The 19,006-nt window shown below is 33.9% G+C and carries 17 protein-coding genes and 1 other annotated feature; of the genes, 1 reads left to right on the forward strand and 16 read right to left on the reverse strand.

What is annotated here, in order from left to right:
• Positions 1-32 precede the first annotated feature (32 nt).
• The 4 genes from EPK97_RS03175 to EPK97_RS22320 all read right to left on the reverse strand — a co-directional run bounded on the left by EPK97_RS03175 (position 33) and on the right by EPK97_RS22320 (position 5,141).
• Positions 33-2,483 (reverse strand): DNA internalization-related competence protein ComEC/Rec2, encoded by a 2,451-nt coding sequence (locus tag EPK97_RS03175; protein WP_162035138.1) that lies wholly within the window; start codon positions 2,481-2,483, stop codon positions 33-35.
• A gap of 127 nt (positions 2,484-2,610) precedes the next feature.
• Positions 2,611-3,129 carry a deoxycytidylate deaminase gene (locus EPK97_RS03180; RefSeq protein WP_162035139.1) on the reverse strand — a complete coding sequence of 173 codons (519 nt, stop codon included), beginning with the start codon at positions 3,127-3,129 and terminating at the stop codon, positions 2,611-2,613.
• Between the two features lie 142 nt (positions 3,130-3,271).
• Positions 3,272-4,564 carry a homocysteine synthase gene (locus EPK97_RS03185; RefSeq protein WP_162035140.1) on the reverse strand — a complete coding sequence of 431 codons (1,293 nt, stop codon included), beginning with the start codon at positions 4,562-4,564 and terminating at the stop codon, positions 3,272-3,274.
• 124 nt (positions 4,565-4,688) lie between these two features.
• The gene (locus EPK97_RS22320) at positions 4,689-5,141 is read right to left on the reverse strand and encodes a helix-hairpin-helix domain-containing protein (protein WP_162035141.1); all 453 of its coding nucleotides are present in this window, start codon (positions 5,139-5,141) and stop codon (positions 4,689-4,691) included.
• 325 nt (positions 5,142-5,466) lie between these two features.
• Between EPK97_RS22320 and comER the strand changes: the two genes are divergently transcribed.
• Positions 5,467-6,300: a late competence protein ComER gene (comER, locus tag EPK97_RS03195; RefSeq protein ID WP_162035142.1), complete on the forward strand. Its 834-nt coding sequence runs from the start codon at positions 5,467-5,469 to the stop codon at positions 6,298-6,300.
• A gap of 6 nt (positions 6,301-6,306) precedes the next feature.
• On the opposite strand, the gene leuS is transcribed toward comER, so the two are convergent.
• The 12 genes from leuS to EPK97_RS03255 form a co-directional block, all read right to left on the reverse strand.
• Positions 6,307-8,745: a leucine--tRNA ligase gene (gene leuS, locus EPK97_RS03200; protein WP_162035143.1), complete on the reverse strand. Its 2,439-nt coding sequence runs from the start codon at positions 8,743-8,745 to the stop codon at positions 6,307-6,309.
• 146 nt (positions 8,746-8,891) lie between these two features.
• Positions 8,892-9,088: a binding site (T-box leader), on the reverse strand.
• A gap of 58 nt (positions 9,089-9,146) precedes the next feature.
• Complete coding sequence (locus tag EPK97_RS03205; protein ID WP_162035144.1) at positions 9,147-9,914, reverse strand: class I SAM-dependent DNA methyltransferase; 768 nt, start codon at positions 9,912-9,914, stop codon at positions 9,147-9,149.
• An 80-nt stretch (positions 9,915-9,994) separates the two neighbouring features.
• On the reverse strand, positions 9,995-10,888 hold the full coding sequence (locus EPK97_RS03210) for a CvfB family protein (protein WP_162035145.1): 894 nt from the start codon (positions 10,886-10,888) through the stop codon (positions 9,995-9,997).
• A complete protein-coding gene (gene rsfS / locus EPK97_RS03215; RefSeq protein WP_162035146.1) occupies positions 10,885-11,232 on the reverse strand; it encodes a ribosome silencing factor in 348 nt (115 codons plus the stop codon). Before rsfS ends, EPK97_RS03210 begins: the two co-directional genes overlap by 4 nt.
• A 1-nt stretch (position 11,233) precedes the next feature.
• Complete coding sequence (gene yqeK, locus EPK97_RS03220; RefSeq protein ID WP_162035147.1) at positions 11,234-11,812, reverse strand: bis(5'-nucleosyl)-tetraphosphatase (symmetrical) YqeK; 579 nt, start codon at positions 11,810-11,812, stop codon at positions 11,234-11,236.
• Positions 11,799-12,389, reverse strand: coding sequence for a nicotinate-nucleotide adenylyltransferase (locus EPK97_RS03225; RefSeq protein ID WP_162035148.1), 591 nt, complete (start codon positions 12,387-12,389; stop codon positions 11,799-11,801). The genes yqeK and EPK97_RS03225 overlap by 14 nt, the downstream gene beginning before the upstream one ends.
• An 81-nt stretch (positions 12,390-12,470) precedes the next feature.
• Positions 12,471-12,761: a ribosome assembly RNA-binding protein YhbY gene (gene yhbY, locus EPK97_RS03230; protein ID WP_162035149.1), complete on the reverse strand. Its 291-nt coding sequence runs from the start codon at positions 12,759-12,761 to the stop codon at positions 12,471-12,473.
• A gap of 58 nt (positions 12,762-12,819) precedes the next feature.
• A complete protein-coding gene (aroE, locus tag EPK97_RS03235) occupies positions 12,820-13,683 on the reverse strand; it encodes a shikimate dehydrogenase (protein ID WP_162035150.1) in 864 nt (287 codons plus the stop codon).
• A 122-nt stretch (positions 13,684-13,805) separates the two neighbouring features.
• Positions 13,806-14,915, reverse strand: coding sequence for a ribosome biogenesis GTPase YqeH (gene yqeH / locus EPK97_RS03240; RefSeq protein ID WP_338075654.1), 1,110 nt, complete (start codon positions 14,913-14,915; stop codon positions 13,806-13,808).
• Positions 14,916-14,927: 12 nt separating this feature from the next.
• Entirely contained in the window at positions 14,928-15,446 is a 519-nt protein-coding gene (locus EPK97_RS03245) for a YqeG family HAD IIIA-type phosphatase (RefSeq protein WP_170295434.1), read from the reverse strand.
• A gap of 101 nt (positions 15,447-15,547) precedes the next feature.
• Entirely contained in the window at positions 15,548-17,752 is a 2,205-nt protein-coding gene (locus EPK97_RS03250; protein WP_162035151.1) for a transglutaminase TgpA family protein, read from the reverse strand.
• Positions 17,753-17,754: 2 nt separating this feature from the next.
• Positions 17,755-19,002 (reverse strand): DUF58 domain-containing protein, encoded by a 1,248-nt coding sequence (locus tag EPK97_RS03255; protein WP_162035152.1) that lies wholly within the window; start codon positions 19,000-19,002, stop codon positions 17,755-17,757.
• Between the last annotated feature and the right edge of the window lie 4 nt (positions 19,003-19,006).

The raw sequence follows: 19,006 nt of genomic DNA on the forward strand, positions 1-19,006 counted from the left end.
TAGTATTGTTTATTTACATTTTTATAAAACGCTCAATATTTCAACTTTGTGGTCACATCCCAACCTCTATCATCAATTTCGATCTGGATTTCACCCTGCTTATCTGTACGATAAATATCAAGGTTGTAATTTTCTAGATTCATCAATACATCATGATGTGGATGCCCATACAAATTATTATTTCCTACCGAAATCATCGCAGCTTTTGGCTGCCAATAATTCAGCCATTCTGTTGATGATGACGATTTACTCCCATGGTGTGCCACTTTTAAAATATCTACTTCTGTTTGGTACGGATTCATACGGTTTAAAATTGCTCTTTCTGTAACCTGATCTATGTCCCCAGTAAATAAAAGTTTTGTTTGATATATTTTCAACAGAAAAACGATAGATTGTTCGTTTTGTTCCTTTTCAAGATAAACTTCCTCTACTTCAGGAGGATGTAAAAAATGAATGGTCGTATATTTATCCAACTTTAAAAATTCTCCAGCTTCTACTTTATAAAGAGGTATTCTTTTTTCATAAGCTAGATTAAAAATTTGTTGAACAGTTTCATTATTTTTTAATGTACCGTTAAAAATGATATGATTCACAGGTATTTTTTCAATAGTAGCAATTAACCCACCTATATGATCAATATCTAAATGAGACATGATTAAATAATCAATTTCATGTACCCCTTGTTTTTTTAATATCGGAACCACAACATCCTTACCAACTTCATACGGATCTTTACGAATTCTCCATTCATTGTCAGACTTAGTAAATGAAAATGTACCGCCTCCATCAACTAAGATCACCTTTTTATTTGGAGTCTGAATTACAATACTGTCACCTTGACCTACATCAATAAATCGCACTAAACCAGTTTTGTCATAAAAATTTGGAAAATAAAAAAATAAACCGAGGAGAAGGAACATGATATTAAAATAAATAGCTATTTTATATTTCTTAATAAAAACTGTCCAACGATCTTGAACTACTTCAGGAAGGAATTTATCTTTTCGAATAGTTATATGCAATGTCCAAACACTCATCCATAACACAATGTAGTATAAAAAGATAAATTCAATTGTTGGGGAAGCCCAGATGGTATTGAATTTTGAATACGTATTCATACTGTGAACAAACCAAAATAAAATATCAATACATATTTCAATTACATAAGTGATCAATAAACCTATTTTTGTATAAATTAAACTTAAAATTAAAGCTGCTAATCCGAGAGGTAAAATGATAATACTAACGATAGGTACTAAAAGGAGATTTGCTAACCAAGATAGAAGAGAAAATTGATTAAAATAAAAAATCGTTAACGGAAATGAGGCAAGCTGCGCAGTGATAGTCACTGACAATGTTCCATTTAAAAGAGTTGAAGAAATGGGGATTAATTTACTAATCATTGGGACAAGTAAAATTAGTAATAATGTTACGATCACTGAAAGTTGAAAGCTCACATTGACCAAATAATAAGGATTCCATATCAACATGATGAGTACAGCAAATCCAACAAAATTCAAAACATCTTTACTACGTCCTTTTTTAAGTGCATACAACCCAAACATGGCCATAAGACCAGCTCTAACTACCGATGGTGCTGCTCCTGTAATAAGGATATAAAATGGAATAATACACATACAACAATAAATTTGTTTTTCTTTTGTAAACCCTAATAGTTTTAACACGTACATACAGCAAGTCAAAAAAACAGCTACATGAAGACCAGAAATCGCTAATATATGCGTTAATCCAATCTGAGAAAACTGTTCAAATTCAACTGGGTCAAATTCATTCCGTAATCCTAATAACAAACTTAACATAAATCCCTGATGTGATTCTGAAAATATCAATGTACTTTGATTGGCTAAAAAATCTCTTATTTTATCAGTCCAACTCAAAAAGTAACTTAAAGTGAATTGAAACGAAACTGGAGTCACCTGAACATTATCCAAACCTTTAGCTGACAAAATCCAATGAATGTGTTGATAATATAAGTACTTCCTATAATCAAATGCACCAAAGTTTCTTGCTACAGAAGGTTCTTTAAGTACCCCGATCAAAACAATAGAATCTCCTCTCCCCCACATTTTCACAGTATTTTTTTCATCAATTGTGTTCAGTTTGATAAATACTTTCAACTTTTCATTTAGCTGGTCCGTTTTGATATCAAAGCTGACTTGGTCACCATCGATTTTTATTGTGGAATGAATCGTGCCATGAACCTTCACCTCTGATTCTGCCCAATTCGGATCTATGCTTGAATCATTCTTTGTATCGTACCAATGATGATAAATAATTGAGCAAAGAAGTATCAACGTACAAATTGAAAATAATTTATATGTTCGCCCTACTTTCCATAGGAAAAAAATGAATACTACGCAAAGTACTAGTATACAAAACAACATAGATTTTGATTGGTTCGAAAATACGATTGTTGCTCCTATAATCCATGTAATCACAAAACATAATATGGGGTTTTTCATTGACATAACCTACCTTATGTAAAAAGATAATGAAAAAATAATTTTATTTTTCAAACAAAAAACCCCTTCGAAATTTTCGAAGAGGTTCTTCCTCGTAATAAATATTATTTAACTATAAAAAATGGTATTATTCTTTTATTTCATCAATAACACCTTCAGGAGGCTGATATTGCTCAATTGTTCTAAACACAATTCCTCTATCATTCATAAGATCATTCACTTTATCTGAATCTTTTATATACGGACGATGATAAACAATTTCAGAAACCCCTGAATTCGCAAGCATATTAGCACAAGTCCAACATGGTTGGTCTGTTACATAAACCGTTGACCCTTCGCGGTCCTTGCGGTCTGTAAATAGTAATAAATTTTGCTCAGCATGAATCGTACGAATACATCTTTGTTTTTTTACCATCTCATTTTTTCCATCTACATTTTGCAGTTCATATTCTTCAGCGATCATACAACCTGCTTCTAAACAGTCTGGAACTCCCATAGGTGCACCATTATATGCTGAACCTAGCAGTTTCTTCCCTTGTACAAGAACAGCCCCTACTCTTCTTCGTGGGCATTGTGATCTTGTAGCAGCCATATAAGCAATGTCTAAAAAGTAGGTGTCCCAATCTTTGCGTTTGTTTTTATTCATGTAGATGCTCCTTTGTTATGCGAATCATTCTTTCTATACCTGCTCGTAATTTTATCCAATTGATATAAGATATTATAGCAAATACAAAAACAAATACATAGTTAATTTTTCCAATCATATCCTGTTCATACGGTGTTTTTACTTATTGCTGGTTTGCTTTTAACGCTTGATCCAAATCATAAATCAGATCATCTATGGATTCTGTTCCTATAGATAAACGAATCATTCCAGATGTTACTCCTGCAGATAATAAATCATCCCCTTGTAATTGAGCATGTGTTGTACTAGCAGGATGGATAATGAGTGATTTACTATCTCCAATATTAGCTAGATGTGAAAATATGTCCACAGAATTGATGACTTTTTTCCCTGCATCCAATCCGCCTTTTACTTCAAAAGTCATCACTGCTCCCTGTCCGTTCGGTAAATACTTCTTTGCTAATTGATATGAAGGATGACTTTCCAGCCCTGCGTAACTAACACTATCAACAAATTCATGGCCCTCTAAATATTGAGCCATTTTAAGTGCGTTTTCACTGTGTTTTTCCATTCTCAAATGAAGCGTTTCTAAACCTTGCATAAGTAAAAAGGAATTGAATGGTGAAATAGCAGCTCCCATATCACGCAACAATTGAACACGAGCTTTAATGATATATGCAATTGGTCCTACAGCCTCTGTATATACCACCCCATTATAACTTGGATCTGGTTCAGTTAATTCAGGGAATTTCCCACTTCCTATCCAATCAAATGTGCCTCCGTCTACAATAACTCCCCCAATTGAAGTACCATGACCTCCAATAAATTTCGTCGCTGAATGTACAACAATATCTGCACCATGCTCGATTGGACGTAACAAATAAGGGCTCGGTATAGTATTGTCAACAATGAGAGGAATGCTGTTTTCGTGTGCTATTTTAGCTACAGCTTCGATATCTAATACATCGCCTTTAGGATTCCCTATAGATTCTGCAAACAAAGCCTTTGTTTTACTAGTAATTGCTTTACGAAAATTCTCAGGATCGTTCGGGTCTACAAATTTCACATGAATACCAATTCTAGGTAAACTTACAGAAAACAAATTAAAAGTACCACCATATAAACTTGATGCAGACACAATCTCATCCCCAGCACCAGCAATATTTAAAATGGAATACGTTATAGCTGATGATCCAGAAGCCGTTGCCAAAGCCGCAGGTGCACCTTCTAAAGCCGCTACTCTTTTCTCAAACGAATCTGAAGTTGGATTCATTAATCGAGTGTATACATTCCCGAATTCCTTTAAAGCAAACAAATCCGCAGCATGTTCTGTGTCTTTAAATCCATACGAAGTCGTTTGATAAATTGGAAGTGCGCGTGACATCGTTGTTGGATCAACCTCTTGACCTGCATGTACGGATAACGTTTCTAAACCTAACTTACGTTCTTCAGACATTATATTGCTCCTCCTCATTTTCCAAAATTATATTCTCAATCACAATGAGTTAATATACATTAATAAAAATGTGGGCAGAGTAAGTTGCAATAAATGGTAGTTTAATGTGAAAGATATAAAACAACTAGAATGTGATTAACCCATTCAGTTTTTCAAGCGTTTTCTCTCCAATTCCTTTCACATTCATCAGTTCATTTCTAGTGAGAAACCTCCCATGCTCTTCTCGATAATCAACAATGGCTTGAGCTTTTACTTCCCCTATATTTGGAAGGATCATTAGTTGTTGAACACTGGCTTGGTTAACATTGATTTTTGTGGGGGAACCGATTGGTTCTTTATTTGGGTCTAGTGGTTTTTCTACAACATTTTCCATTCGATCTTTTATTTCATTTGTTCCTTGATTAGTACTATCATCATTTAGTAATAGTACATCTTCCACCTGATCAGTAACGTTTTCTAATTCATTAACCTGATCAACTTGTAATATAAACTTCTCAAGTAAAAGAAAGAAGACAATACATAATATAAGTATGATCCATAATATAGAACGAATTTCTTTTAATTTCCTTAAACTCATAAGTATCACCTACCAATACAATTCAAATTACTAGAATTTATTTTTCATTTTGAAAAATATACCATATCAGTAATGTACAGTCTATATTTTTTTGTAACTTTTTTCAATATTTTGAAAAATAATGTCGATTGTGAAAGTGATGATGCCTAAGATAGTTGGTAAATCGTTATACCATCAAAAGCTAAATGTACTCACTTTTCAATACTCTTTTACTTTAAAGCAAAAAACCCTCATGTTTATTGATGCACGAACATATACATAATGGTAGCATATTAATTTGGCTATTTGTGTAATTGAATTGAATCATATTTAGGAGGGTTTCGTGATGAATTTAGGATTCATTGGAACTGGCAGTATGGGAAGTATATTAATAGAGGCTTTCATCCAATCCGAAGCCTTAAAATCAGAGCAAATTTCAGCAAGCAATCGAACAAAGGACAAAACGAAGAAACTTAAAGAAAAATACCCTGAGCTCCGTATTTATCCATCAAATATTGAGGTAGCTTTAGAAAGTGATATTATATTTATTTGTGTAAAACCTTTAGAATTTAAAAATGTAATAGATGAAATTAAAAATGTATTATTACCTTCTCAAATCATTGTTTCTATTACTAGTCCAATTTTAATAAAACATCTTGAAGATCAGCTCCCTTGCAAAATTGCAAAAATTATTCCAAGCATTACAAATCATGAGCACAGTGGAGCCTCTTTGTGTATGTATGGAAATAAAATAACAGAAGAAGATAAACAAACACTGGAAAGATTATTAAAAACAATTAGTGAACCACTACAAATATCTGAACAATTTACAAGGGTTACATCTGATATCTCAAGCTGTGGTCCAGCCTTTTTAGCCTTTTTCATTCAAAATTTTGTAGAAGCTGCAGTGGAGGAAACTGGAATTCCAAAAGAAGAAGCAACACGGTTAGCGAGTGAAATGGTATTGGGAACTGGAAAGTTATTAACCACAGGGGGGTTCACTCCAGAAACATTAATAGAACGTGTTAGTGTTCCCGGAGGAATTACCGCTGAGGGCTTAAAGATGATGTCAAGTGAGTTAAATGGAGTTTTTAATCAACTTATCAAAACAACACATGCAAAATATGATGAGGATCTCAGCAAAATAGAGTCCATGTTTTATGATTCAAGCAAAAATTAATTTGTTTTAAACAACAATATTCACTAATTTCCCTGGAACAGCAATAACCTTTCTTATTGTTTTACCGGTTGTTGCTGTTTTTACTTTATCAAGTTCTAAAACTATTTTCTCTAAAGAGTTTTTATCTAAATCTTTAGGTACATGGATACGATCAATAATTTTCCCTTTAATTTGTACTACAATTTCTACTTCATCATCAACAATCCATTTTTCATCATAAGAAGGCCAAGTTACAAACGTAATCGTATCTTCATTTCCTAAACGCTGCCACAACTCTTCAGAAATATGAGGTGCGATAGGGGCTAACATTTGAACAAAATGAGTCATCGCTTCTTTTGGAAGTTCATCCGTTTTATATGCTTCATTTACAAAAATCATCATTTGACTAATCGCAGTGTTAAAACGAAGACCTTCGTAATCCTCAGTAACTTTTTTAACGGTTCTATGCCAAACCTTTTTAAAAGAGTCAGCTCCAGAACCCTCCACGATCTTGTCGTTCAACACCCCATTATCTGCTATAAATAAACGCCAGACTCGATTTAAAAATTTATAAATTCCGTCTACTCCGTTTGTATTCCAAGGTTTTGTAGCTTCTAATGGACCCATGAACATTTCATACATTCTTAATGTATCTGCTCCATATTCATTCACAATTTCATCCGGGTTAATAACGTTACCTCTAGATTTACTCATTTTTTCATTGTTAGGTCCTAAAATCATACCTTGATTCACTAATTTATGGAATGGTTCTTTTGTAGATACTACTCCGATATCATACAATACTTTATGCCAGAATCTAGCATACAACAAGTGAAGGACAGCATGTTCTGCTCCACCAATATAAAGATCTACAGGAAGCCATTTTTCTTGTAAATGCTTAGAACATAACTCATTTTCATTGTTTGGATCTATATACCGTAAATAATACCAACAACTTCCTGCCCATTGTGGCATAGTGTTCGTTTCTCTTCGAGCTTTTTGACCTGTTTCAGGATCAATCGTATTCACCCATTCTTCCACAGTTGCCAAAGGAGACTCGCCAGTTCCTGATGGTTGAATCTGTTCTACATCAGGTAATAACAACGGTAACTGATCCTCAGGAACTGCTTTCATCGTTCCATCTTCTAAATGTAGAATTGGAATTGGCTCTCCCCAGTAACGTTGACGACTAAATAACCAATCTCTTAAACGATACGTGGTTTTACTTTGACCTTTATCATGTTCAGATAGCCAATCTATCATACTTGAAATAGCTTCCGTATTTTTTAAACCATTTAAGAAATCGGAATTTACATGTTCCCCATCACCTGTATAAGCTTCTTTTGACAACTCTCCACCTTGAATGACTTCTACGATCTCAATGTCAAATTGTTTAGCAAATTCCCAATCACGCTGATCATGTCCTGGCACCGCCATAATGGCCCCTGTTCCATAACTAATTAATACATAATCAGAAATCCAAATCGGAACTTTTGCTCCATTTACTGGATTCAAAGCATAAGCACCTGTAAATACACCTGTTTTTTCTTTAGCCAAATCCGTTCTTTCTAAATCACTTTTACGCGCTGCCATATCTTGATATTGTTTTACGCTTACTTTCTGATCAGGGGTGGTAATTTTATCTACAAAAGGATGCTCAGGAGAAAGCACACAATAGGTAGCACCAAACAATGTATCTGGTCTCGTAGTGAATACCGTTAACTTTTCTTCTTCAAAACCATGAATATCAAAATAAACTTCAGCTCCAACAGATTTTCCAATCCAATTGCGCTGCATATCTTTGATACTTTCTGACCAATCTAAGTCTTCTAAGTCTTCTAATAGTCTTTCCGCATACTCGGTGATCTTCAACACCCATTGACGCATCGGTTTACGAATGACAGGATGATTTCCTCGCTCGCTTAATCCATCAATTACTTCTTCATTAGCAAGTACCGTGCCTAAAGCTGGGCACCAGTTAACCGAAATTTCATCAACATATGCTAAACCTTTTTTATATAACTGAAGGAAAATCCATTGTGTCCATTTATAATAATCCTCATCCGTTGTACTAATCTCACGATCCCAATCATATGAAAATCCTAATGATTTAATTTGTCTACGGAAATTGTTAATGTTTTTAACCGTAAATTCTTTTGGATGTTCACCTGTATTTATTGCATGCTGTTCCGCGGGAAGTCCAAAAGCATCCCAACCCATTGGATGAAGCACATCAAAGCCTTTCATTCTTTTGTAACGAGATATGATGTCCGTTGCTGTCATTCCTTCTGGATGTCCTACATGTAAACCAGCTCCAGAGGGATAGGGGAACATATCTAAAGCAAAAAATTTCTCTTTTGCATCATTATTTTCTACACTAAATGTCTTATTCTCTTCCCAATATTTTTGCCATTTTGGCTCAAAAGCTTGAGGGTTATATCCTTGTTCATTTGATGATTGTGACATTTTAAAATCCTCCTTTACGATAAACAACCCACAAAAGTGAAGTGAAGCCTGTAGTGAAGTCCTATTACTTTTGCGGGGCCCTTAACCAATATAAATGGAAAGTTAAACGATTCTTCCATTTAAAAAAACCTCCATCCTTAGCTAATGCTAGGGACGAGAGGTTAATTCCCGTGGTACCACCCTAATTAGCAGTCCACTTCCGTTTTCTGCTCACTTCAACCCTTAACGCGGGAAACGATCTAGCTCATAGGTAAGTTCGTTTTTTACCATCTATCGGCTCACACCCAACACCGACTCTCTGAAAAATGGAACAAAAACTACTACTCCTAATCTATGCCAATGATTTCGCAAATTTTCTTCGATTATATAAATTTATCCTACCCATGTCAAGTTCTTTAACTTTACTCTGAGGACTTCTGTGCAACGAAAAAAACACGGTTTGTTACATCATTAGGTGATTCAAATTCAAAATCCCCAAAAGTGCTAATATTTATAAACCCTACATGACTTAATTGACTTTTAATCCATTCTATAGGATAAGCACGTTGAGTATGGATTTCATTGATTTTCAAATAGTTTGAATCACTTTGTTGTGCAAAAATCGTTAAATCATGTTCAATTTCATGATGCTCGTTATCATAAGCGCATGTCCAAATATACGATAGATTTTCTTCATTATAAGTAAAAGGCTGTTCATCTGAATAAAATTGAAATTGAAATTCTGTTAACATATCAAAAATAAACAAACCCTTAGACTTAAGATATTCATATACCTTTTTAAAAGACTGAACAATATGAGCCTCGTCAGTGATATAATTGTAACAGTCGCAAAAAGAAATGATGCAATCTACAGATGACGGTAATTCCAGGTCTTTCATATCCTGTTCGAGCCAAGTTATAGAACCCCCGTTTTGTTTTATAACATGCGAATGGTTTACTTCCTTTTGAGTAGCAATCGTAAGCATTTCTGAAGAACGATCTATTCCATATACTTGAAATCCTTTTTCTGCTAAAGGGATAGAAATGTTACCCGTACCACAGCCTAAATCTACAATTGTTTTTGGTTTCTCTTCTTTACCCCAACAATTCTCGGCAAAATCAATCCACTGAGGATAAGGCATGTCCTCCATTAATGCATCATAATAATTAGCAAATCCTTCATAAGACATATAAACTCTCCTCAAACAGAAAACAGAAAGAGATAACATTTAAAAAAACACATTACATGTATTTGTTTTCAGTAAAAATACTATTCATCTTTCGTTTGTTTTTCTTTTAAATAGGTCCAATTTTCATCTTGTCTGATTAAATCTTCTTTCATTAGTTTTCCTATTGCCCGTTTAAATGCTGCTTTACTCATATTAAACTTTTGTAATATAATATCTGGCGGGGTTTTATCTGAATAAGGCATTGCAGCGTTTGGACGGTCCTTTAAAAAATGAAGCAGGATCGTTGCATCCTCATCTCTGCCTTTTTCCTTACTTAACCTTAGTGAAAGATTAACTCGTCCATCTTCACGGACAAAAGTTACTCTTACTTTCACTTCTTCACCAACTCTAAGTTTTTTTGTTCTTTCTGTAGAGTGTATCATCCCGATGGCTCCAAACCCTAATACACCACCATCCACAAGTACAAAAGTTCCCATTTTTAAAGTTTTATATACTCTCGCATCAAACCATTGATTTTTCCACGTAGAGGGAGCTGCAAAAACATATGTCTCAAATTCTCTTTCACCAGCAAGTTTAGCAAGCATTCTGCCCTGTTTATCTTGCTCTAAAACAACAAATACACGATCACCAACAACAGGTCTTAGTTCTTGTTCCTCTGGTAATTCCCTTATCGGCAGCAATAATTGCCTGCCTAATCCCATCTCCAAAAAACATCCCATACGCGGATGAATATCTGCCACTTCTAATAATGCTAATTCACCCAAACTGATTAAAGGACGTTTCATCGTAGAAGCTAAACGGTCATGAGTATCATGGAATAAAAACACTTCTATGTAATCACCAATTTGAATTTGACCTTCAACTTCGCTGTAATGCAGCAGTACATTTTCAGAACCATTTGTTAAATAATATCCGTTTGGTTCAACTTCTTTTTCGACTTCTAATTGCACATACGTGCCCGCTTCTAATTTCATACATTCTCTACCACTTTTGCATCAGACCATAAACGTTCAATGTTATAGTACTCACGATCTTCACGATGAAAAACATGTACAATCACATCTCCTATATCTATGAGCACCCACCTAGCGGTATCATAACCTTCTATTCTTTTAATACTTCCGTTGCTTTTTTCAACGTTTTTTTTCACTTCTTCAGCAATAGCTTTAACTTGTGGCTCGGAATTTCCATGACAAATAACAAAATAATCTGCGATCAATGAAATTTCCTTTATATCTAAAGATGTGATGTTATGCCCCTTCTTTTCCTCAATTGCATTATTAACGATAGTTAAAATTTCTTCTGAATTTAAACTCATTCTATTCCTCCTTCATATTTTTCATTTCATCAATTAAAAAGTTGCGTGATTCAATGGTTAAAGGAAAAATCTTTTTTCCTTTGGATATTAAAAAACGGATTGTAGAGTCAAACCCTGCGATAAGAGCTTTTTCTAAACTTTGCTTAGATAATTCTCGAATTTGATCCACCCCAGGAAAATCTCTCCCTGGCTCCATGTAGTCTGCTAAACATACTATCTTTTCAAGCATTGACATGTTCGTTCTGCCAGAAGTGTGGTAACGAATAGCATTGATCACATCTTCATCATTAATCGAAAACTCTTGTTGTACTAATTCCGCAGCAACAGGACCATGCCATAACTGTTTATCATATTGTAATAATTCAACCGGCAGATGTTCCTTTATAACCCATTCTTTTTGTCGTTCTATTGACCAATACTTACAATAATCATGCAACAAAGCTGCCAAATCTGCTTTAACAGGATCAGCCCCATATTCGTTTGCCAAAGCAACAGAGGTTTCCATCACACCTAATGTATGAAGCCAGCGCCTTTCAGGCATCTGCTGTTGTACAGCTTGAATAAGTTTATCTCGTTTCATATAATTTATGCTCCTTAATAAAATCATATACTTTATCATGAACGAGATATCGTATTGATTTGTTTTGAGCGGAAAGATCCCTTATATTACTAGATGAAATGTCTATCAAAGGCATTGTTACCATATTGATCTTTTGCTTCATTTGTTCATTTATTAGCTCCCATTTTATTTCAGTTCCAGGTCTTTGGAGCCCTATAAAAGAAATAAGTTGGATCAACTCATCAATTTGAAACCACTTCGGTAAATACTGTATCATATCTCCTCCTATAATGAAGAAAAATTCATGTTGAGGATATTTCTTTTTTAAAATTTTTACCGTATCTATCGTATATGACACGCCTTCTCTTGTTAACTCCAGATCTTTCCCCAAAAAAAATTTGTTTGTTTGAACTGCCTCACATACCATTTCCCATCTTTGTTTAGGAGTTGCAATAGGAGTATTATTTTTGTGAGGAGGGATAGAAGAAGGTAAAAACCAAACCTCTTGCAGATCCATTTCAATTCTAGCCCTCTCAGCAACTATCATATGGCCAATATGAATGGGATCAAAAGTACCTCCCAAAATCCCTACTTTCATTCTAATCCTCCATCAAATGTCTTCTTAAATCATTTCTATAGGACTAAGCTACATCACTTTACTTCACTTTTTTGGGTATTGTTATGGAAGCTCTATGGTTTTGTTGTCCTCTGATTCCTTATACAACACAATCACATTCCCAATCACTTGTACCAATTCGGATTTGGAAGATTTGGCAATTTTCTCTCCAATTTCTTTTCGATCATCTAAGTTATTACTCAATACACTTATTTTCATTAGTTCTCTACCTTCTATTGCTTCATTGATATGTCGTATTAAGTGATCATTGACTCCACCTTTTCCAACTTGAAAAATAGGTGTTAGATTATGTGCTAATGATCGAAGATATCTTTTCTGTTTTCCTGTTAACATTGTTTAACCTCTATTCAATGGATAGTATTTAATTTTTGTTTTTGTTTTTTGTTATATATTAAAATGTTTTTGGGTAATATTCAACTGCTTGTTTCATGGCTTCAATCGGTGCAGGTTTACCTGTCCAATATTCAAAAGCATACGCTCCTTGATATATAAACATACCTAAACCACTGTGAATTAGACAGCCCTTTTCTTCTGCTAAGGAAAGAAGTTTGGTTTTTCTTGGGTTATAAATCAAGTCACTAAAAACCATGTTTTCATTAATAAATAATGAAGGAATCGGACTATATTCAATCTGTGGATGCATCCCTACGGAGGTCGTGTTGATGACTAAATCAACCTCTTTATTTATTTTTGCAATGTCTGAGAGAGCCATACCTGTTGCCTTCACGAATGATTGCATTGATTCCGCAAGTTCTGTTGCTTTTTCCTCAGTACGATTGGCAATCCAAATATGATCTGGATTTTCCCCAGCTAATGCATAAGCAACTCCCCTAGCTGCACCACCTGCACCTAAAATTAGAATCCTTTTTCCCTTTAGGTCGAGCTGTGTTTCTTCTTTCAAAGATCTTACATATCCAATTCCATCAGTATTATATCCTTTCAACTTGCCATGATCATTCACGACTGTATTAACAGCCCCAATCACTTTGGCACCTTCATCAATCTCATCAAGGTAAGACATTACTTCTACTTTATGTGGAATAGTAACGCTAAGTCCTCCAAGCTTAAAAGCTCTAAATCCTTCTATCGCTTCTTTTAACATTCCCACTTCTACATGGAATGCTCCATAAATAGCATTTATATTCATCTCCTGAAAAGCACGATTCAACATAGTAGGAGACTTGGAATGTTTAATTGGATCTCCAATGACACCATACACTTTTGTGTTTGTATTTATTTTTGAATGAAATTGCATCTTATTACCTCCCCCATAGATAAAAGACTAAAACAGGGTTCCAAAAATAATAGTCAGTTTAAACCCTGTTATTGATACCTTCTATAATATCGTATGCTTGGAACCGAATAAAAATCTAGTACTTATAACATGGATTCACGTAAAACGACTTTCACACCCTTAGGGGAATGTATCACCACTTCTGCACCAGTTTCTCCGTTGCATTTGATCCATCCTAACCCAGATATCAATACATCCAATCTCTTGTTCTTTGGAATACGAAATGCATGTTTTGTAAAGGAAGGAAGAGATTTTAGCTCTTTAATTCCAGGTGGAGATAACATTTCACCTTTTTGATTTTCATATACTTCATCTGCTTTATCCAACTTCGTTCGATGGACATACACAGAATTTGAAATAAAACATGTAAAAGATTGACGTTCACCTTGAACAAAATCAAACCTTGCAAGTGCTCCAAAAAATAATGTTTGTCTTTCATTTAATTGATATACTCTTGGTTTTAAAGATTGTTCTGGTGTTATTTTTTGTAAATCGTGTTTTGAAATAATTTCAGTCATTCGTGAAGTATAAACAATCCCCGGTGTATCAACAATATTTTTTCCATCTTCCAAAGGAATCTTTACTAAATCTAAAGTAGTACCTGGATATCTGGATGTCGTTAATTCTTCATCTAAATCACTAAAATCACTGATGAGTCGATTTATCAGAGTGGATTTTCCAACATTTGTTGCTCCTACAACATAAATGTCTCTGCCTTTTCTATACTTACTTAAAACATCTAATACATCTTGAAAACCTATATTTTTTTTAGCGCTGCACAAGACGACATCAACAACGTTTAAACCATATTCTTTCGCTTGTTTTTTTACCCAATTCATCACTTTATTCAAATTCATATTTCTAGGTAGTAAATCTACTTTATTGACTACCATAACCGTAGGATTTGAACCAACAAAACGTTTCAATCCAGTAATTAAACTTCCTTCAAAATCAAATACATCAACAATATTTAAAACTAAACTCTTTGTTTGTCCTACATGGCTTAGAATCTTTAAAAAATCATCTTCCTCTAGAGCAATAGAGGAAATCTCATTGTAATGTTTGATTTTATAACAACGTTGACATATCGTTGCATTTTCTTTTGGAACATATCCAATTTTGTTCGAATCATTCGTTTGCAATTTAACACCGCAACCTGAACAATATTCGAGCTGATCTGTATCTATGTTTATTTTATCCACAATTTAATCCTCCCAAGGCATTAGACCTTTCTTTTTTAACTTGGAAAGAATGATTCGTTCTATTCTTCGGTTAATTCTTGTAAAAAAAGAATCCTCACCAATTGAAACTGGCTTCACTAAAATAGTATTCAAACCAAATCGATTCCCCCCATACACATCAGTCAGTAACTGATCACCAATAACCACAGTTTCAGATGCCTTTAAGCTCATTAATTGAAGTGCTTTTTTAAAAGCTAAATTAGCTGGTTTTCTGGCGTTTGGTAAAAAAGGTATATTTAAAGGATCAGCAAATTTAGATACCCTTGCATGATTATTATTGGAAACTATAACTACTTTAAAACCAATTTCTTCCAACTGCTTTAACCATCGAATTAATTCAGGTGTGGCTAGTGGTACTTTTGCGCCAACAAGCGTATTGTCTAAATCAGTAATAATTCCTTTAATACCTGCTTTTTTTAAAGCATCTATATCAATCTCATAAATTGAATTCACATGTAAATAGGGTACAAATTTTTTGATCAAATCCTGTCACCTCAATTAATTTCATACGGAAACTATACCATATATGTCCTTTTTGTTGCAAAAAAAAGCTGAAGGGCACTTGAGTAAGCGCCCTTCAACTATTATTTAAAAAACCCTTTCCTTAATCGACGTATAATTTTTGAAGCCCTGTTCGCTTCATCTGCATCTATGATGAGTGAACTATATTTTGCACGTTCAAAAATAAGAATTAATTCATTAAAATCTTTTTCTAACCAATAATAATTGGATTTCCATCTATTTATCAATTCTCTAATGGTTTCATGCTCTTTCTTACCAAAGCCTTTTTTGTATGCAAACTTTAAAAATCTCTCAAACTCAATAATCACTTTATCATTCGTTTTTCTTCTAAATGTCCTGTTAATCACTTTTTTAAAGTAAAGTAGAATCACTTTGAATTTGTTCACTATTATAAAGAGCAGAATAATGGAAGACGCAATCATACCTATAGTATATATCCCTAATTCGCTTACCTTAAATCCTGAATCTGAAACTTGGTTATCTTCTGAAATAATATCTACATTAGATTTTGTTATTGAGTTTCCATCAGATATATAAACCTCTGGGATTATAAAGCCTGCAGTTGGTTCGAAAGGTATCCACCCATAACCATCAAAATACACTTCAACCCAAGAATGCGCATTAGAATTACGAACAGTATAACCTAACTTAAATTCATCTAAATTATCTCGTTGTCTCAACTGTTCCATGATAAAAGAATCAAATTCCTCGGAATTTTCTTCACCTGGAGTATATCCTTTCACCCAACGTGCAGGTATACCAAGTGAACGTGTCATGACAACCATTGCAGTTGAATAATAATCACAATAACCCTCTTGTATTTCAAAAAGAAAACGATCTACAAAATCTTCACTTTGCCCTTTTGTTAAATCTGGCTTGTTGTTGTATGGGAACGTTTCAGAGAGATAGGTCTCAATTTGTTTTACTTTATCATAATCATTATCTTCATTAGCGGTAATTTGTAATGCTATATCCTTCACTCTTTCTGGTAATGTACCTGGTAACTGAAGGTACGCATTCATTACGACTTCTGATTTAATCATTGTAGAGGCTTCTTTTAATTTATTCGGTTCAATCACAGGGACATCAGAAACAATCGTATAACTGTTCGGATATTCAATCCTATTCCAATATAAGGATTGTTGATTAGAATCCCACATAACAGCATCAGATATGTTTTCAATTTGCTCTTTGTTAACGGACAAGAGTTTATTGATAGATACTGCACCAAACAAAACAGGATAAATTTCTTTGTTTAACATCTTAATACTTTGTTCTACTTCTTTCGTTTTTAATTTAGAAGTATTAAATTCATCTGAACCTGATAAATAATGATCTGAACTACCTACTAATCTTTTAGTCGCATTTTCTAATTCATTGGATTCCCATCCCAATCCGTTATAAAAAGATCTTGTCTCACCTCTCCAATAACTTCTTTGCGCGCTTTCAACTTCCATGACAGAAGAGTAGTCGAATTCAAATCCGAATCCTAATCTTTCATTATTACGAGCATAACCTGAAGTTGAATCAGTAATATCCTCTAAAATGAGTCCTTCCCCTTCACCCATGGCAGCAGCTTGTCTAGCATTTTTCCATGCAGTATAGGGGTCTGTTAGTAAAGGACCAAAGCTAGGTGCCATCGTACCCATTATAATCGTCACCGAAACAAATACAATAATTGGAGTCACAAATGATTCAGGATAATCCATAATTTCAGACCAGCTTTTAGGGTGTTTTGATTTAAAGTGATTATAATGATTAATAATTAATAGTAATAATCCACTAAAAATGATAAAAGCTACTTGATCCCACAAAGTATGAACTGTGAATGAATCTAATGAACAAAACACAATGATCGTGATCATGATCAACAAACCGATTCTCTTCAAATTGGTTGCCCATAAAATTAATATGAAATATATGAAACCTACAACAAAACTAAACCAAATATATGGATGGAGGTTGAGGATATTTACAAATAAAAATTGAAATAACGATACCACTATCCCCTCTGTATGTTCTATGGTTTGAATACCAAGAACGAAATAATGAATAGATAAGACCCCAGCAACTTGTAGTAATCGCTTATATAACAACTTATTCATCAATACCTCAATAACTATGACTATCAAAAAGGAGTAAGAAACAACGGTGCTCGTTTCCTCCCACCAATATACTGAAATCCACTCAATATATTGAAAAAGAAAAATGCCCCATAAAATTAAATTTAATTTTTTAAAAAGTTGAGGATGTTTTAAGAATTTCATAATTAAGTCTCACCCCCTAGTTTACTTGGAAGATCCTCTAAATGTTTTATTTCTATACCATAAAAACCTTTAGATTGGATTGTCTTAAACCAAGGGAAACTTGACTCAGAATAAAATGGATCAGTGACACAGATATGACAGCTGTTCATATCTGAATGTTTTATCCAATTTAATGTCTCAATGATGTCATTATTCTTACGCGGGCTTATAATAAGACACAATGTACCTTCTGAGAAAAACCGTTTATGTTTTTTCATCATTTCCAGTAAACTGTAATGCCCTTCTCGTTCTACTTCTATTAAATGGTTTAATATATTTTCGTAATGGGCTTCTCCTTGTGCTGGTTCAAAGTAGGTTGGTTTGCTCCCAAAAGAAATATATCCTTGTGCAATTTTATGATTTTTATTTCCATATTTCAGGAAAGATGCCGCAACGGATACTGCGGTTTCAAAATGTTTCGAATCATCATAAACCCCTTGATCACAGTCTAGAATAATCATTATTCGTGGAAGTGATTCACGTTCAAAATCTTTCGATTTTAAAGCCCCTGTTTTAGCAGTAGCATTCCAATGTATTCTTGAAATTCGATCCCCGTATACATATTCTCTCACTCCATTAATTTGGGAAGTTCCTCTAGATGATAAAGTAATCATGGAGGAATTTTGAGTACCTTTCATGACATCGTCAATGAATTGCCAACGAGGCAAGTCAATGATTCTGGGAAGTACTTTAAAGAAATGGCTCATTTTAATTTGACCTTGATGTTCTATAATTCCAAAAATATCCTCTGTTGAACATGTTGTGCTAGAAAATTGATAGAAACCTCTTTTTAATGAAGGGATGACATATTGTAATTCCCCCTTTCTCTTCCAATCTGGGATAATTGTAGATTCATAAACAGAGCTTTCTCCATTTTTTCTAACTAATTGATCTCTAATAATGACATAAGGAATGGGCCAAAAGCCAGGAAAATCAAAATTTAATTGAACATGGATTGAACTACCTCCAGGTATATTACCTCCTTTTTGATTCATTAAATCTCTATTACCCTTCACATATTCTATGCCGCTCCATTTTCCTGAAAGTATATAGGCTCCTAAAATAACAACAATAATAAAAATCATATAGGCTAATTTACCGCCTTGAAATATCACAAATAATAAACTACTAAACATGATCGTGTAAATGATCCAATATCTTAACTTTTGATTAGGAGATATAGCTGCATACTTAGACGAATAATTTGCCATATTG

The organism is Chengkuizengella sediminis (genome assembly GCF_010078385.1).
In the GTDB taxonomy this organism is placed as follows: domain Bacteria; phylum Bacillota; class Bacilli; order Paenibacillales; family KCTC-33759; genus Chengkuizengella; species Chengkuizengella sediminis.

Bases quoted from the DNA above. Each gene is read 5' to 3' on its own strand.
- EPK97_RS03175 (WP_162035138.1), bottom strand. From the start codon at position 2,483: ATGAAAAACCCCATATTATGTTTTGTGATTACATGGATTATAGGAGCA.
- EPK97_RS03180 (WP_162035139.1), bottom strand. From the start codon at position 3,129: ATGAATAAAAACAAACGCAAAGATTGGGACACCTACTTTTTAGACATT.
- EPK97_RS03185 (WP_162035140.1), bottom strand. From the start codon at position 4,564: ATGTCTGAAGAACGTAAGTTAGGTTTAGAAACGTTATCCGTACATGCA.
- EPK97_RS22320 (WP_162035141.1), bottom strand. From the start codon at position 5,141: ATGAGTTTAAGGAAATTAAAAGAAATTCGTTCTATATTATGGATCATA.
- comER (WP_162035142.1), top strand. From the start codon at position 5,467: ATGAATTTAGGATTCATTGGAACTGGCAGTATGGGAAGTATATTAATA.
- leuS (WP_162035143.1), bottom strand. From the start codon at position 8,745: ATGTCACAATCATCAAATGAACAAGGATATAACCCTCAAGCTTTTGAG.
- EPK97_RS03205 (WP_162035144.1), bottom strand. From the start codon at position 9,914: ATGTCTTATGAAGGATTTGCTAATTATTATGATGCATTAATGGAGGAC.
- EPK97_RS03210 (WP_162035145.1), bottom strand. From the start codon at position 10,888: ATGAAATTAGAAGCGGGCACGTATGTGCAATTAGAAGTCGAAAAAGAA.
- rsfS (WP_162035146.1), bottom strand. From the start codon at position 11,232: ATGAGTTTAAATTCAGAAGAAATTTTAACTATCGTTAATAATGCAATT.
- yqeK (WP_162035147.1), bottom strand. From the start codon at position 11,812: ATGAAACGAGATAAACTTATTCAAGCTGTACAACAGCAGATGCCTGAA.
- EPK97_RS03225 (WP_162035148.1), bottom strand. From the start codon at position 12,389: ATGAAAGTAGGGATTTTGGGAGGTACTTTTGATCCCATTCATATTGGC.
- yhbY (WP_162035149.1), bottom strand. From the start codon at position 12,761: ATGTTAACAGGAAAACAGAAAAGATATCTTCGATCATTAGCACATAAT.
- aroE (WP_162035150.1), bottom strand. From the start codon at position 13,683: ATGCAATTTCATTCAAAAATAAATACAAACACAAAAGTGTATGGTGTC.
- EPK97_RS03250 (WP_162035151.1), bottom strand. From the start codon at position 17,752: ATGAAATTCTTAAAACATCCTCAACTTTTTAAAAAATTAAATTTAATT.
- EPK97_RS03255 (WP_162035152.1), bottom strand. From the start codon at position 19,002: ATGGCAAATTATTCGTCTAAGTATGCAGCTATATCTCCTAATCAAAAG.